The organism is Actinomadura sp. WAC 06369, from assembly GCF_003947565.1.
GTDB classification, from domain to species: Bacteria; Actinomycetota; Actinomycetes; order Streptosporangiales; family Streptosporangiaceae; genus Spirillospora; species Spirillospora rifamycini.
Genome location: NZ_QHJN01000066.1, coordinates 26,726 through 40,242, shown reverse-complemented (window position 1 = coordinate 40,242; position 13,517 = coordinate 26,726). Strand labels below are relative to the sequence as shown.

Here is a 13,517-nt window from a genome sequence, read left to right as displayed (position 1 = left end):
ATGGACGTCACGACCGATGCGGTGCAGTTGCTGGGCGGGTACGGGTACACGCGGGACTTCCCGGTGGAGCGGATGATGCGCGACGCCAAGATCACGCAGATCTACGAGGGGACCAACCAGATCCAGCGGATGGTCATGGCCCGCCAGCTCCTCAAGTAGCGGGCAGCCGCACCTCGAACAGGGCGCCGCCCTCCGGCGCGTCCCGGACCGTCAGGGTGCCGCCGTGCGCCGCCACCAGGTCGCGGGCGATCGCGAGACCGAGCCCCGCGCCGCCCTCGTCCCGGCTGCGCGCGTCGTCCAGCCGCACGAACCGCTCGAAGACGCGCTCGCGGTCGGCCGCCGGGACCCCGGGGCCGTCGTCGGCGACCCGCAGCACGACGTCCCGCCCCTCCCGGCCGGCGGTGAGGCGGACGACCCGGTCGGCGTGCCGCTCGGCGTTGTCCAGCAGGTTGCCGAGCACCCGCGCCAGCCGTCCCGGCACGCCCGTCACCCGCGGGTCGCCGTCCACGGACGCCCGCACGGGGACGCGGTCCCCGGCGGCCCGCCGGTCGAGCTCGTCCCGCACCAGCTCCGCGACCCGGACGGGACGCGGCGGGGGGCGCTCGCCCGCGTCGATCCGCGCGAGGAGCAGCAGGTCGGCCGCCAGGTGCTGCAACCGGACGACGTCGTCCACCGCGCCCGGCACGTCCAGCAGCTCCGGATGCGCGGCCGCCACCTCCAGCTGCGTGCGCAGCGACGCGATCGGGCTGCGCAGCTCGTGCGACGCGTCCGCGACGAACGCGCGCTGCTTCGCCACCGAGTCCTCCAGCGCGGCGAGGGTCGCGTTCGTCGTGGCGGCGAGCCGGCCGACCTCGTCCCGCGCCTCCGGCACGGGCACCCGCCGCGACAGGTCGCCCGACACGGTGATCTCCGCGAGTTCCGCGCGGACCGCCTCCACCGGCCGCAGCGCCCGCCGCGTCACCAGCCACGTCACGCCCGCCACCACGGCGAGCAGCGGCGGCAGCCCGGCGAGCATCGAGCGCGTCACCGTCCCGACGGTGCTGCGGGACGCGTCCAGCTCGGTGCCCGCGTGCACGGTGACGGTCTCGCCCGCGGGCGTCGTCACCTCGACCGCCGCGAACCGGTAGTCCTCCGTCCGGCCGTCGACGGTCGCGGCGCCGGTGGTGAAGGACGGGTCGTCGCCGGAGACCTCGCCGCGGCGCGGAGCGTCGTCGTCATCGTCGTCGGAGTCGTCGTCCCCGGCGTCCGCCGGCGGGACGGCCGGGGCCGACGCCGCCCCCGCGATCCCGGTCAGGTCCTCGCTCGCCGCGCGCACCCGCCCCGTCCCGTCCACGACCTGCACGGGATGCTCGTCGTCGTCGGGAAGCTCCAGCGACCCGAACGGGGTGCCCGCCGCGAGCTGCGACGCCACCTCCCGCGCCGCGACCTCCGACCGCAGGTCCGTCTGCCCGCCCAGCTCGGCGCGCAGCAGCAGGACGACCGCGAGCCCCGCGGCGATCAGTGCTGCGGCCACGACGGCCGTCGCGCCCAGCGTCGTCCGCGCCCGGACGGATCCGAACCTGCGCCCGGGGGACATCTCAGGCGCCCCCGTCCCGCGCCAGCCGGTAGCCGGCGCCCCGCACCGTCGCGATCGACCTGCGGCCGAACGGCACGTCCAGCTTGCGGCGCAGCGCGCTCACGTACACCTCGACGATGTTGGGGTCGCCGTCGTAGGCGAGGTCCCACACGGCCTCGATGATCTGCGCCTTCGACACGACCCGGCCCGCGTTCACCGCCAGGTGCTCCAGCACCGCGAACTCCTTGGCCGTCAGCTCGACCTCCTCGTCGCCGCGGAACACCCGGCGGGCGGCGGGGTCCACGGTGAGGTCGCCCAGGACGATCGACGGCGCCGCGCCCCGCGTGCGCCGCCGCAGCAGCGCGCGGACCCGGGCCACCAGCACCACGTACGAGAACGGCTTCGTCAGGTAGTCGTCCGCGCCGGTGTCCAGGCCCTCGGCCTCGTCGTACTCGCCGTCCTTGGCGGTCAGCATCAGGATCGGGGTCTCGTCCCCCGCCGCCCGCAGCGCCGCGCACACCCGGTAGCCGTTCATCCCGGGGAGCATGATGTCGAGGACGACCAGGTCGTAGCCGCCGCCGGACGCCCGCTCGTACCCGGTGGCGCCGTCATGGACGACGTCCACCGTGAACCCCTCGGCGGTCAGGCCGCGGGCCAGGGACGTGGCGAGGCGTTTCTCGTCCTCGACGATGAGCAGGCGCATGGAGGACAGCCTGCCAAACCGTTCCTGAAGAAAGCTTCAGGTCGCTTCAGGTGCGCTACAGGAACGTCCGACATCGTCGGTGACGTACGGGCCGACCGGCCACGACACACCGACACCGGAGGTGGAACCACATGGGCATCGACGCGCGCCGCATCCTCACCGGCCGCAGGCTGCTGGTCACGGCGCTCGCCGCGGCGGCCGTCGCCGGCGGCGGAGCCGCCACCGCGGCCGTCGCCGCGGCCGACGACGGCGACGAGGCGGTCCCCGCGGGCACCCGCGTCACCGCCGTCCAGGCCGCGCAGGCCGCGCTGAAGGCGGCCCCCGGCACGGTCGAGGACATCGACCTCGACGACGACGGCGACACTCCCGTCTGGGAGGTCGACGTCGCCGCGTCCGGCGGCGTCCGCACCGTGGACGTCGACGCCGGCTCGGGCGAGGTCGTCCGCAACCGGGCCGACCGGGACGACGACGATGACGACGACGACCGCCGCGAGACGAAGGCGCTGGGCGGCGCGAAGACGACCGCCGTCGCCGCCGCGAACGCCGCCCTGCGGGCCGCGCCCGGCACCGTCACGTCCGTCGACTTCCAGGCCGGGACCGCTCCCTCCTGGGAGGTCGAGGTCGCGGGCTCGGACGGCACCGAGCGCGAGGTCACCGTGGACGCAGCCTCCGGCAAGGTGCTCCAGAACCAGGCCGACGACCGCGACGACGACGACCGGGACGACGACCGCGACGACGACCGGGACGACGACTGACGCCTCCGCGGCGTCCCCCGCCCGTGAATGGGGGGCGCCGCCGCCGGGAAGACACCGATCACGGCGGGACGAGAGGGGGGCTATGAGCGACCAGGCACCGGCGCCCGGCGTCGACACGACCGTCCCGCAGGTGGCGCGCATCTGGAACTACTGGCTCGGCGGCAAGGACAACTACCCCGTGGACCGCCGGGTCGGCGACCAGATCCTCCGCATGCTCCCGGACGTCGCGCGCCTCGCCCGCGCGTCCCGCCACTACCTCAACCGCGTCGTGTGGTTCCTCACCGCCGAGGCGGGCGTCCGCCAGTTCGTCGACGTCGGCACCGGCCTGCCCACCGTCGACAACACCCACGAGGTGGCGCAGCGCGCCGCGCCCGAATCGCGCATCGTCTACATCGACAACGACCCGATGGTGCTGGCCCACGCGAGAGCGCTGCTCACCAGCACCCCCGAGGGCAGCACCGCGTACGTCCACGCCGACCTGCGCGACCCCGGACGCATCCTCGAGGCGGCCGCCGAGACGCTCGACCTCGACGAGCCGGTCGCGCTGACGCTGATGGGCGTCCTCGAGTTCATCACCGACGACGACGAGGCGTACGCGATCGTCCGGCGGCTCATGGACGCCCTCGCCCCGGGCAGCTACCTCGCCATGTACGACGGGACGAACGTGGTGCACGGCGCGGACTCGGACAAGATCGTCGAAGTGTGGAACGCGTCCGGCGACTCGCCCCTCGTCCTGCGCACCCCCGAGCGCATCGCCCGGTTCTTCGAGGGGCTCGAGATCCTCCGGCCCGGCATCGTCCCCATCACCCGCTGGCGCCCCGAGCACCCCGCCGACGACGTCGACGCCTACGGCGGCGTCGGCCGCAAACTCTGACCCTCCCGCCCCCCACCGGCCCGAAACTCCACCGCCTCCGGCGTCTCGGTGTACTCAACGAGATGCGCGCCCGCGATCCGCTCCAACGCCCTCCGCACCTCCGCGGGCGTGGCGTAGAAGAACTCCCGCCGCATATTGACCCGGTTGACGCGCCGCTCCGCGAACTCCCGGTGCAAGTCTCCCTCCAGCCCGACGGCGTCCTCGCTGAAGATCAGCGCATGCACGTCGAACCGGAACGGGACGGACGCGTCACCGAGCTCGCGGACCCGGTCCATCGGGTCGAGCCGCCGGGTCATCCCGATCTTCACCATCCGCTCGCCGAACGCGCCGATGTTGGAGATGACGTACACGTAGCCGGCGCGCGCCTTCGCGGCCCGTCCCTCGACATCGCTGATCGCGTCGTCCACGTCCGCCAGCTTGGCCCGCAGTTCCGCGGCGCCCTCGCCGTCACCGCGCTCCTCCAGCCGGGCGAGCGCCGCCTCCACATGTGAGCGTTCCTTCAGCAGACGCGCCTTCTCCCGTTCGAACTCCTTGCGCGCCTTCTCCTCCTCGCGCTGCTGCTCCCGCTCGGCCCGGACCCGTTCCTTCTCCTCCTCCAGCTTGGCGAGGTGATCGGCGGTCAGCCGGAGCTCCGTGATGCGGACGTCCCGGTACTGCCGGCTCACGCGGATGTCCATGGTCTTGCCCAGGCGCTCGATCGTCTGCGCGCTCTTGTCGAGCCGGTCGATCGCCGCCTGGAGCTTGTAGGGCCGCATGGTCCGCACGAGGTTGTCGGCCTCGGCGTTGTAGGCGCGCAGCATGAGCTTGGAGAAGTCGCGGACCATCTTGCCGCCCTGCGCGGCCGAACCGTTGACCGTCCAGTTCGTGGCGCCGACGACGGCCCGGTTGTTGCGCGCCATGGACTTGATGCGGTCCCGCACTTTCGCGAGCTCGGCCTTGTATGCGACGGAGTCGGCGAGGGGATGCTGGTACTCGTAGATCCCGGCCTCCTGCAAGAGTGCCGTGTCCTCCGTCTCCACGATTCCGCTGCGCAGGTTCTCGAGCCGGATGCGGGTCTTCTCCGCGTCACGCCGTACGTCCGCCGCCTCCGCTCGCAACCGCTCGATCTCCGCGGCTACCTGGGCGGCCTCGAGTCCGCCGAGGCGCTCGAGGCAGTCCCGCAGCCGGACGTTCTCGGCCTCCAGCACTTCGATGCGCTGCTTGCGGCCGCCGAACCGCGGCACGCTCCGGGTCCCCGCCCGGGGCGCCGCGGCCTCGAATCCGGCCGGGGCCGGGACGGCCGGCGAGGGCGCGGGGACGTGCGCCGGGGCGGGGACGGAAGCCGCGGGAAGCCAGAACCGCCATTCGGGCGGCGCCGGCGGCCAACTCGGGTCCGGACGCCATCCCGGCGGTGGGGCCCACCCCGCGGGCGGCGCGGGCCAAGTCGGCGGCGGGTTGTAGCGCCACCCGGGCGCGCCGGGCGGGACGGTCGAAACGGGGCCGGGAGCGGCGGTGGGCGGCGCGGACGGGACGGGCGGCGGAGGCGCCGGGGCCGGCACAGGCGGCGCGGGAGCGGTGAAGTCCGGCGCCCCGAAGGGCACGGAGGCAGCGGGTTCCGCCGGGCGGACGAATTCGGGCGGGCGGACCGGCTCGGTGGGAGACACGGGCCCCGCAGGTGCCGGCGACGGCCGTCCGGGCCCGCCGGGGGCGGCGTCGCGTGCGCGGATCAGCTCCGCGACGAGCGCGTGCAGGCGCGGTGCGTCCTCGTCGTGGACGTCACCGAAGTCGACCTCATCGCCCGCACCGCGGAACGCGACGAGGAACCATCGCTGCTTGTAGGACCGGCGAATCTCGATCCGGGCTGCGTCGGCGATCGCCAGTTCCCGTCGCGGTCCCTCCCGGACGAGGTCCGCGGCGGAGAAGCCGAGGACACGCCGGTCGGTGACGGCGACGTGGGTGAGGGTCGGCAGTACTTTGACGGTCGCGGTGATCGCGAGCAGGCTCTCCCCGCTTTTCAGGTAGAGCCCGAGGGCCCGTCGCAGGTCCTGCTCCTCACCGTTCCCGAGTTCGATTCCGATGTACGCCGCGCGCGGCGCCGTCTGCCCCGTCATCGCTTCCTCGCAGCCTGTGCAAGGCGGAACGCTCCCGATCGCGGGACCGTGGACCGTGCCGCCGTCCAGTGGTCATGCCGAGGGGAGCGCTCGACCTTTGTGTGACGGCCCGGTCGCGTCGCGGGTTTACGGGCGCGGTGGGCGGGTCAGCGGCGCATGCCGCTGCCGCCGGGCTCCTCTTCGCCGTCGGTGGTGTGCTCGGGTTCGAGGTACTCGTCGTTCGGCCACAGCGTGTCGGCGAGGCAGGCGAGGTACTCCTCGTCCGCGGGGTCCAGTTCGGCGGTCATGGACTCCGGGTGGACGCCGGGCGGCCCGGGGCGCGGCTCCGCGGGCGCCGCGGGGGCGAAGGGGCGGAGCAGGTTGGAGACGCACAGGCCGAGCACGGCGACCAGTGCGACGAGGACCAGGACTGTGATCACACCACCCCGTCCTTTCGCGGTCGGGTTCCACATGAACCTTGCGTAAGTAGCGAAACAGTTGAACGCTACCGGGACGACCGTTCGGATGGGAGTCCGACATGCTGTCCGCCGGGGACAATGGGCGCATGGAGACTCACGATCCCGTGGACGCGCGGGCGCGCGAGCTGGCCCGGATCCTGTGGGACCACCTGGTGCTGGCCGACCCTCTCTCCAAGGCTGACGTGATCCTGGCTCTGGGGTGCCACGACACGCGGGTGGCGGTCCATGCCGCCCGGCTTTGGCATGAGGGACGGGCGCCGCTGCTCGTCGTCTCGGGCGGTCGCGGCAAGATCACGTCCGGGTGGGCGGAGACGGAGGCGCGGGTCTTCGCGCGGGTGGCGCGCGAGCACGGCGTCCCCGAGGAGGCGCTCGTGCTGGAGGAGACCGCCGCGAACACGGGCGAGAACATCACCGCGACGCGCCGCCTGCTGGACGGGCGGGGCATTGTTGTGCGCAGCGGGATCCTGGTCGCCAAGCCCTACATGACGCGCCGGTCGCTCGCGACGGCGCGGCGCCAGTGGGCCGAGGCGGCGTGGACGGTCACCGCGCCCGAGATCGGGTTCGACGCGTACGGCGACGACGAGCGGCGGTTCATCGAGCTGATGGTGGGCGACCTGCAGCGGATGGTCGTCTACGCCGAGCGCGGGTTCCAGGTGCCGATGCCCGTTCCGGCGGCGGCGTGGGCGGCCTACGAGGAACTGGTGCGGCTCGGCTACGACCGTCACGTGATCAGGTGACGGCGGCGGCCGTCAGGCGGCCGCGGTGGGGCGGTGCGGGTCGACGACCCGGCCGTCGGGGAGCAGCTCTCCGGTGTCGTCGAAGACGACGATGCCGTTGCACAGCAGGCTCCAGCCCTGCTCGGGGTGGTGCGCGACGGTGCGCGCGGCGTCCCGGTCGTGGGCGTCGGCGGCGGGGCAGCACGGCTTGTGCGCGCAGTTCGCCGGGTCGGGATGGGCGGTCACGGGATTCCTCCAGCTGTCCCTGTGATTAAGGACATAGTTCACCCTGCCGCCGTGCGTCCGAAATATGCAAGTAGATGAGGAATTCTTTACGTTACAAGCGTGTAAAGGTCCGGGCTGCCGGGCAATCGTCAGCGCCGATCCGGTTCGTCGCCGTGATCCACGTCCAGGCCGACGACCGACGCGCAGCCCGTGCAGACCCATTCCGCGATCACCGCTTCGAATTCCGCGCCGCGGGTGCTGTAGGGATGGGCGACGCGTCGGCGGCGCATCCCGTGGCCGCAGGACGAGTGGAGCAGCCGGCCGCACGCCGGACACGGCCACACGTCCTCGCGGCGCAGCGCGCAGCGCGGGCACAGCGGCGCTTCGAACGGTCCGTCCGCCGGGGCGCCGTCGTGGAGGTCGAGGCCCAGTTCGTCGCGCAGGTCCCGGTCGATCTCCAGGTACTCGTCGCCGGGCCAGAGGTGGTCGGCGAGCCACGCGAGGTACTCCTCCTCGCCCGGCTCCAGCACGGCCGTCAGCGACTCGGGGTGCCCGGACGCCGGAACGGGCGGGCGCCGGGTCGCGGCCAGCAGGATCAGCAGGCCGAGCAGCACGGCGGCCAGGCCAGTCGCCAAGGGCATCGCGGGGGGTCCTTTGGATCATGAAAGCGCTTCACAAAACCCTGCGAACGCTACAAGAAGGCTTCCTGACCGAAAAGTCGATCAGAAAGATCCTTTGTCCGGATCTCCGGTGAAGCGCGACCGAAAATGGCGAAGCCCGTGACCGAAACCCCCCGGCGGCGTTCCGGTCACGAGCCTCGGCGGTCAGTCCTTGCGGCCGAGCACCGCCGCCATCTGGCTGTGCAGCGGGTGCTCCAGCGGCCCCGCCGGCCCGTTCGGCCGCCACGCGGTCACGAGCTCGACGCCCGGCTCCAGGATCGTCAGCCCGCCCATGAACCGCTCGATCTCGGAGGCCGGCCGGAAGTAGGACCCGCCGAGCCCCGACTGCAGGATCTTCCTCGCCTCCTCGACGCGCGGGTCGTCCCCCGCGTCGTGCAGGTGCGTGAGCATGACGTGGCTGCCGGACGGCAGGAATTCGTGCAGCGCGCGGACGACGCCCGCCGGGTCCCGGTCGTCGGGCACGTGGTGGATGATCGCGGCCAGGATCACCCCGACCGGGCGGTCGAGGTCGATCAGCGCGGTCAGCGCCGGATCGGCGAAGATCTTCCCCGGTTCGTGGAGGTCGCCCTGGATGAACGTCGCGACGCCGGTCTCGGTGAGCAGCGCCCGGCCGTGCGCGAGGACGATCGGGTCGTTGTCGACGTAGACGACGCGGGCGCCGGGGGCGGCGGCCTTGGCGAACTGGTGCACGTTGGACGACGTGGGCAGCCCGGACCCGATGTCCACGAACTGGTCGATGCCGAGGTCCCCGGCGAGGTAGGTCACGGCCCGCTCGATCGCGACGCGGTTGCCCTGCGCGACGACGGGCGCCTCCGGGACGAGCTGCATCACCATGTCCGCGACCTCGCGGTCGGCGGCGAAGTTGTCCTTGCCGCCGAGGAAGTAGTCGTACACCCGGGCGAACGTCGGAGTGGTGGGATCGATCCCGGGCGGGGCGTTCTCGGGGAGGTCGTCGGCCACGTGCGCGGCTCCTCGCTGATCGGTGCGGCGGTGTTGAAAGCCTTATACGGTGGGGACTTCCACATTAGGCTGAACCGCCCGGCCATGTGGGCCTTTCCACGATCACCGCCCCCTCGGCCGCCGTCCGGTGCGGCGCGCGGCGGAGGCGGCGGGGTGCGGTTTTCCGCAGGGCAGGGATGCGGCGTGCGGCCGGTAAGGTCGGCGGTGCGCTCCATGGTGGCGGTATCGGCGGATCTCTAGTGTGGCGAGGCATGATCACAATGACGTTTTTGGCGGCGACCGAGGGCGAGCCGGTGGGCGGCATCGCCGGCTGGGCCACCGACCTGATGGAGCAGATGGGCGCGCCGGGCGCGGGGATCGCCATCGCGCTGGAGAACCTGTTCCCGCCGCTGCCCAGCGAGATCATCCTGCCGCTCGCCGGGTTCACCGCGTCGCAGGGCAAGATGAACCTCATCGCCGCCCTGATCTGGACGACCGTCGGCGCGGTCGTCGGCGCGCTCGCCCTGTACGGCATCGGGGCGGTCATCGGCCGGGACCGGATCCGCCGGCTCGTCGCCCGGCTCCCGCTCATCAAGATCGAGGACCTCGACCGCACCGAGGCGTGGTTCGCCAAGCACGGCGCCAAGGCCGTCTTCTTCGGCCGCATGATCCCCATCTTCCGCAGCCTCATCTCCATCCCGGCCGGGGTGGAGCGGATGCCGCTGAGCAAGTTCCTGCTGTACACCACCCTCGGCAGCGCGATCTGGAACACGATCTTCGTGATGGCCGGGTACGGGCTCGGCGACCAGTGGCACAAGGTCGAGGAGTACGTCGGCATCTACTCCAAGGGGGTCATCGCCGTGGTGGCCGTGGCCCTCGTGGCGTTCATCGCCTTCCGCGTCGTCAAGTCGCGCAAGGACGGGAACGGGGGCGGCGGGGCGCACCGCGCCGGTCCGAGAGACGCCGAGCGTGATCACAGCGCCTTCTGACGACGTCGCCGCCTCCGGCGCCGAGCGGGACGGCCTCCACCGCGGCCTCGCCGAACGGAACGTTCCCGGTCAGCGTGCGGCCGGTGCCGGTTCCGCCGCCGGCCGAAGCGTCCCGCGGAGGGCGGCGCGGGCGTCCGCCGGGCTCGCGCTCGGCGTCCTGACGTCCCTCACCGAACTGGCCTTCCTGCTGGTCGCGGTGGTGCTGATGCCTTTCTCGCTGGCCGCCTCGCGCGGCGAGCGTCCGGTCCCGGACGCCGTCGCCGCCGCGGCCCGCGGGCTCACGGAGCTGGAGCGGCGCAGGCTCGCGGGGCTCTTCGCGGAGGAGACCGCGGCCGCGGACGGCCCGGGCCGCGCGCTCGCCTACCTGGCGCTGCGCGCCCCGGTCGGTCTCCTCGGCGGGACGGTCCTGGGCCTGATCGCCTACGGGGTGTACCTGGGCGTCGGCCTGACGGCGAGCTGGTGGATCACCGGCGACTACATGGACGGCATCCCGCCGCACCCCTGGATCGTCGTCTACACGTTCCTCGCGGGCGCGGTGCTGCTGTTCCTCGCCGTGCAGGGCCTGGCCGGGGTCGTCGCGCTGGAGCGGGCGACCGCCCGCCGCCGCCTCGGCCCGAGCCCGCTGGACGCCTACCGCCGCCGCATCGCCGAGCTGCGGGTGACGCGCGCCCAGGTCGTGGACGCCGTCGACGACGAGCGCCGCCGCATCGAGCGCGACCTGCACGACGGCGTCCAGCAGCGGCTCGTCGCGCTCGGCATGCTGATCGGACGGGCCCGCCGCGCGGGCGGCGCCGACCCGGAGCGGGCCGCCGAGCTGCTGCGGCAGGCGCACGAGGAGTCGCGGCGCGCCCTGGACGACCTGCGCGAGGTGAGCTGGCGCGTGTTCCCGGCGGCGCTCGACGGGGAGGGCCTGCGGGCGGCGCTGGAGACGGTCGCGGAGCGGTCGGCGGTCCCGGTGGCGATCGGCTTCGACGTGCCCGCACGGCCCCCGCACCCGGTGGAGACCGCCGCCTACTTCGTCGTCTGCGAGGCGGTCACCAACGCCAACAAGCACTCGGGCGCGGGCCGGGTCCGCGTCGACGTCGCGGAGCGGGACGGGAGGATCGGCGTGCGCGTCGAGGACGACGGGACCGGGGGAGCCGACCCCCGCGGCGGCGGGCTGGCGGGGCTGGCCCGCCGGGTCGCCGCACTGGACGGCGCGTTCGCCGTGGACAGCCCGCCCGGCGGGCCCACCGTGATCACCGCGGAGCTGCCGTGCGGTTGATGCTCGCCGAGGACTCGACGCTGCTGCGCGAGGGGCTGGTGCGGCTGCTGGCGGAGGAGGGCCACGAGATCGCCGCGGCGGTCGGCGACGGCGACGCGCTGCTCGCCGCCGTGGCGGAGGCGCCGCCCGACGTCGTCGTCGTGGACGTGCGGATGCCGCCGACGCACACCGACGAGGGGCTGCGCGCCGCGCTGGAGATCCGCCGCCGGTGGCCCGGCGTGGGGGTGCTCGTCCTGTCGCAGTACGTGGAGAAGCGGTACGCCGCCGAGCTGATCACCGCGGACACCGCCGGTGTCGGCTACCTGCTCAAGGACCGGGTCGCGCAGGTCGACGAGTTCCTCGACGCCCTCGACCGGATCGCCGCGGGCGGCGCCGCGTTCGACCCCGAGGTGGTGCGGCGGCTGCTGGCGCACAGCGCGCACGCCGATCCGCTGGCCCGGCTGACGCCCCGCGAACGGGACGTCATCGACCACATGGCGCAGGGACATACCAACGGTTCGATCGCCGCGCACCTGCACATCTCGCAGAGCGCCGTGGAGAAGCACGTCAACGCGATCTTCGACAAGCTCGACCTGTCGGCCACCACCGGATACAGCCGCCGCGTACTGGCCGTCCTCCGCTACCTGCAGTCGTGACCCGCCGCCCGTGACCGGGCGTCCGCGGCCGGGCGTTCGTGACCGGGCGTCCGCGGCCGGGCGTTCGTGGCCGGACGGCCGTGGCCGGGCGGCGGTGCCCGGCCCTCATGGTCCGGCGCCCGCGACCCGGCCCGTGACGGCCCCCGCGACTCGACGCCCGTGGCCAGGACGGCTGTGGCTTGGCGCTTGTGGCTTGGCGCTCGTGACCGGCTGGTCGCGGCTAGGCGTTCATGGCTGGACGCTTGTGGCTTGGCGCCCGTGACCCGGTAGCCGTGGCCCGGTAGCCGTGGCCCGGTAGCCGTGGCCCGGCAGCCGTGGCCCGGCGCCCGTGGCCCGCGGCGTGGTCCGGCGCCCGTGACCGGTTGGCCGTGACCCGGCGGCCGTGACCCGGCGCCCGTGACCGGTCGGCCATGGCCCGGCGGCGGTGGCTCGGCCGCGGTGGCTCGGCGGCGGTGGCTGGGTGGCCGTGGCCGTGCGTTGGCCGGGCGGGGTTATCGCGGGATGGGGGCTTTGTCGGCGACGGAGTCGACGGGGTAGCGGGTGCCGCCGGCGGTGCGGGCGCGGTCGAGGAGCGCCCGGTTGGCGGCGAGCATCGCCGGGACGGACGCGCAGCCCGGCGACGCCGTCCGCAGCATCCCGAGCAGGACGGGGTCGCGCGGGACGGCGAGCCCGGGCACGCGCCCGGTGCGCAGCGCCTTGATCAGGACGACGCCGCTGAGGCCCACGCCGGCCGGGTCCGTCGCCGCGAGCTCCGCCTCGATGAGGGCGGCGGCGCGGTCCCCGGGCAGGAACACCATGCCCCACGGGTGCGGGCGCGTCCACTCGCCGAGCGCGACGAGCTCCGCCACGTCCGGGCGGAGCCGGTCGGCGAAGTCGAGGTAGGGCAGTTCCTCGGCTTCGGCGGTGCCGGGCGGCGGCGCGCCGCCGTGCAGCACCGCCTTGGCCTCGTACCGCCACCCGCCGCCGTCCGCCGGCTTGGCCTGCCCCGACAGGTGCTCGGCCGCCGTCTCCCGCTGCACGCGCAGCAGCCCGGCGGCGTCGCGGCACGGGATCGTGCAGGACAGCACCCGCTCGGGCACGGGGACCAGCCGCAGCACGGCCCGGGTGATGACGCCGTGCCGCCCCAGCCCGGCCCGCACCGCGTCGAACAGGTCCGGCCGGGCTTCGGGGGAGCACGTCACCGCGCCGTGCGCCGCGTCCCGCCCGTACCGGACGACGTCGAGCGCCAGGACGTTCGCGGCCTGCAGGCCGTGCCGGTGCGAAGCGCCGCCGACGCCGCCCGCCGACAGCGTCCCGCCGACGGTGACGTCGAGGTGGTCGGTCAGCACGGGCGGGGCGAGGCCGTGCGGCAGCGTCGCGTCCAGGACCTCCCGCCAGGTGGTCCCGGCGTCCGCGACCGCGTGCGCGCCCCGCGGCCCGTCCGTCCGGACCGCGTGGACGCCGGCGAGCCCGCGCATGTCGAGCGAGACGCCCTCGGTCAGCGACTGCCCGAACGTGGAGTGCCCGAGGCCGCGCGGGACGGCGGCCAGGCCCGCCGCGGCGGCGTCGCGGAGCGCGGCGGCGACTTCCGCGGCCGACCCGGGGCGGACGACCCGCGCGGGGGAGCGCTCGACGATCCCGCCGAAGTCGCGCAC

15 protein-coding genes are annotated in these 13,517 nt (G+C 74.1%); 7 read left to right on the top strand and 8 right to left on the bottom strand.

Annotated features, from left to right (window positions below):
• A partial coding sequence (locus DMH08_RS19340) for an acyl-CoA dehydrogenase family protein (RefSeq protein WP_267898559.1) occupies positions 1–159 on the top strand: 159 nt, incomplete at its 5' end.
• Here the strand turns inward: DMH08_RS19340 and DMH08_RS19335 are convergent.
• Both DMH08_RS19335 and DMH08_RS19330 read right to left on the bottom strand, forming a co-directional pair.
• On the bottom strand, positions 152–1,576 hold the full coding sequence (locus DMH08_RS19335) for a sensor histidine kinase (RefSeq protein ID WP_125616598.1): 1,425 nt from the start codon (positions 1,574–1,576) through the stop codon (positions 152–154). The two genes, DMH08_RS19340 and DMH08_RS19335, sit on opposite strands and share 8 nt — an antisense overlap.
• Position 1,577: 1 nt before the next feature.
• Positions 1,578–2,258: a response regulator transcription factor gene (locus DMH08_RS19330; protein WP_026401907.1), complete on the bottom strand. Its 681-nt coding sequence runs from the start codon at positions 2,256–2,258 to the stop codon at positions 1,578–1,580.
• 131 nt (positions 2,259–2,389) lie between these two features.
• On the opposite strand from DMH08_RS19330, the gene DMH08_RS19325 reads away from it, so the two are divergent.
• Both DMH08_RS19325 and DMH08_RS19320 read left to right on the top strand, forming a co-directional pair.
• Positions 2,390–3,013 carry a PepSY domain-containing protein gene (locus tag DMH08_RS19325; protein WP_125616595.1) on the top strand — a complete coding sequence of 208 codons (624 nt, stop codon included), beginning with the start codon at positions 2,390–2,392 and terminating at the stop codon, positions 3,011–3,013.
• 82 nt (positions 3,014–3,095) lie between these two features.
• The gene (locus DMH08_RS19320; protein WP_026401909.1) at positions 3,096–3,887 is read left to right on the top strand and encodes an SAM-dependent methyltransferase; all 792 of its coding nucleotides are present in this window, start codon (positions 3,096–3,098) and stop codon (positions 3,885–3,887) included.
• Here the strand turns inward: DMH08_RS19320 and DMH08_RS42405 are convergent.
• Complete coding sequence (locus tag DMH08_RS42405) at positions 3,860–5,977, bottom strand: DUF4041 domain-containing protein (RefSeq protein ID WP_125616592.1); 2,118 nt, start codon at positions 5,975–5,977, stop codon at positions 3,860–3,862. The genes DMH08_RS19320 and DMH08_RS42405 overlap by 28 nt on opposite strands.
• A 146-nt stretch (positions 5,978–6,123) precedes the next feature.
• Positions 6,124–6,396: a hypothetical protein gene (locus DMH08_RS19310; protein WP_026401910.1), complete on the bottom strand. Its 273-nt coding sequence runs from the start codon at positions 6,394–6,396 to the stop codon at positions 6,124–6,126.
• 125 nt (positions 6,397–6,521) lie between these two features.
• On the opposite strand from DMH08_RS19310, the gene DMH08_RS19305 reads away from it, so the two are divergent.
• Positions 6,522–7,172, top strand: coding sequence for a YdcF family protein (locus tag DMH08_RS19305; RefSeq protein WP_125616590.1), 651 nt, complete (start codon positions 6,522–6,524; stop codon positions 7,170–7,172).
• Between the two features lie 12 nt (positions 7,173–7,184).
• On the opposite strand, the gene DMH08_RS19300 is transcribed toward DMH08_RS19305, so the two are convergent.
• The 3 genes from DMH08_RS19300 to DMH08_RS19290 form a co-directional block, all read right to left on the bottom strand.
• Positions 7,185–7,397, bottom strand: a complete 213-nt coding sequence (locus DMH08_RS19300) for a DUF5999 family protein (protein WP_026401912.1) — start codon at positions 7,395–7,397, stop codon at positions 7,185–7,187.
• Positions 7,398–7,525: 128 nt separating this feature from the next.
• Positions 7,526–8,017 (bottom strand): hypothetical protein, encoded by a 492-nt coding sequence (locus DMH08_RS19295; protein WP_125616587.1) that lies wholly within the window; start codon positions 8,015–8,017, stop codon positions 7,526–7,528.
• A 183-nt stretch (positions 8,018–8,200) separates the two neighbouring features.
• Entirely contained in the window at positions 8,201–9,016 is an 816-nt protein-coding gene (locus DMH08_RS19290) for an SAM-dependent methyltransferase (protein WP_026401914.1), read from the bottom strand.
• A 251-nt stretch (positions 9,017–9,267) separates the two neighbouring features.
• Between DMH08_RS19290 and DMH08_RS19285 the strand changes: the two genes are divergently transcribed.
• The 3 genes from DMH08_RS19285 to DMH08_RS19275 are packed head-to-tail and all read left to right on the top strand — an operon-like array spanning position 9,268 to position 11,883.
• Entirely contained in the window at positions 9,268–9,984 is a 717-nt protein-coding gene (locus DMH08_RS19285; RefSeq protein ID WP_084550082.1) for a DedA family protein, read from the top strand.
• Entirely contained in the window at positions 9,965–11,248 is a 1,284-nt protein-coding gene (locus tag DMH08_RS19280) for a sensor histidine kinase (protein WP_233617685.1), read from the top strand. The genes DMH08_RS19285 and DMH08_RS19280 overlap by 20 nt, the downstream gene beginning before the upstream one ends.
• A complete protein-coding gene (locus tag DMH08_RS19275; protein WP_199747891.1) occupies positions 11,239–11,883 on the top strand; it encodes a response regulator in 645 nt (214 codons plus the stop codon). Before DMH08_RS19280 ends, DMH08_RS19275 begins: the two co-directional genes overlap by 10 nt.
• A gap of 491 nt (positions 11,884–12,374) precedes the next feature.
• On the opposite strand, the gene DMH08_RS19270 is transcribed toward DMH08_RS19275, so the two are convergent.
• Positions 12,375–13,517 carry an FAD-binding protein gene (locus DMH08_RS19270; RefSeq protein WP_125616584.1) on the bottom strand — a complete coding sequence of 381 codons (1,143 nt, stop codon included), beginning with the start codon at positions 13,515–13,517 and terminating at the stop codon, positions 12,375–12,377.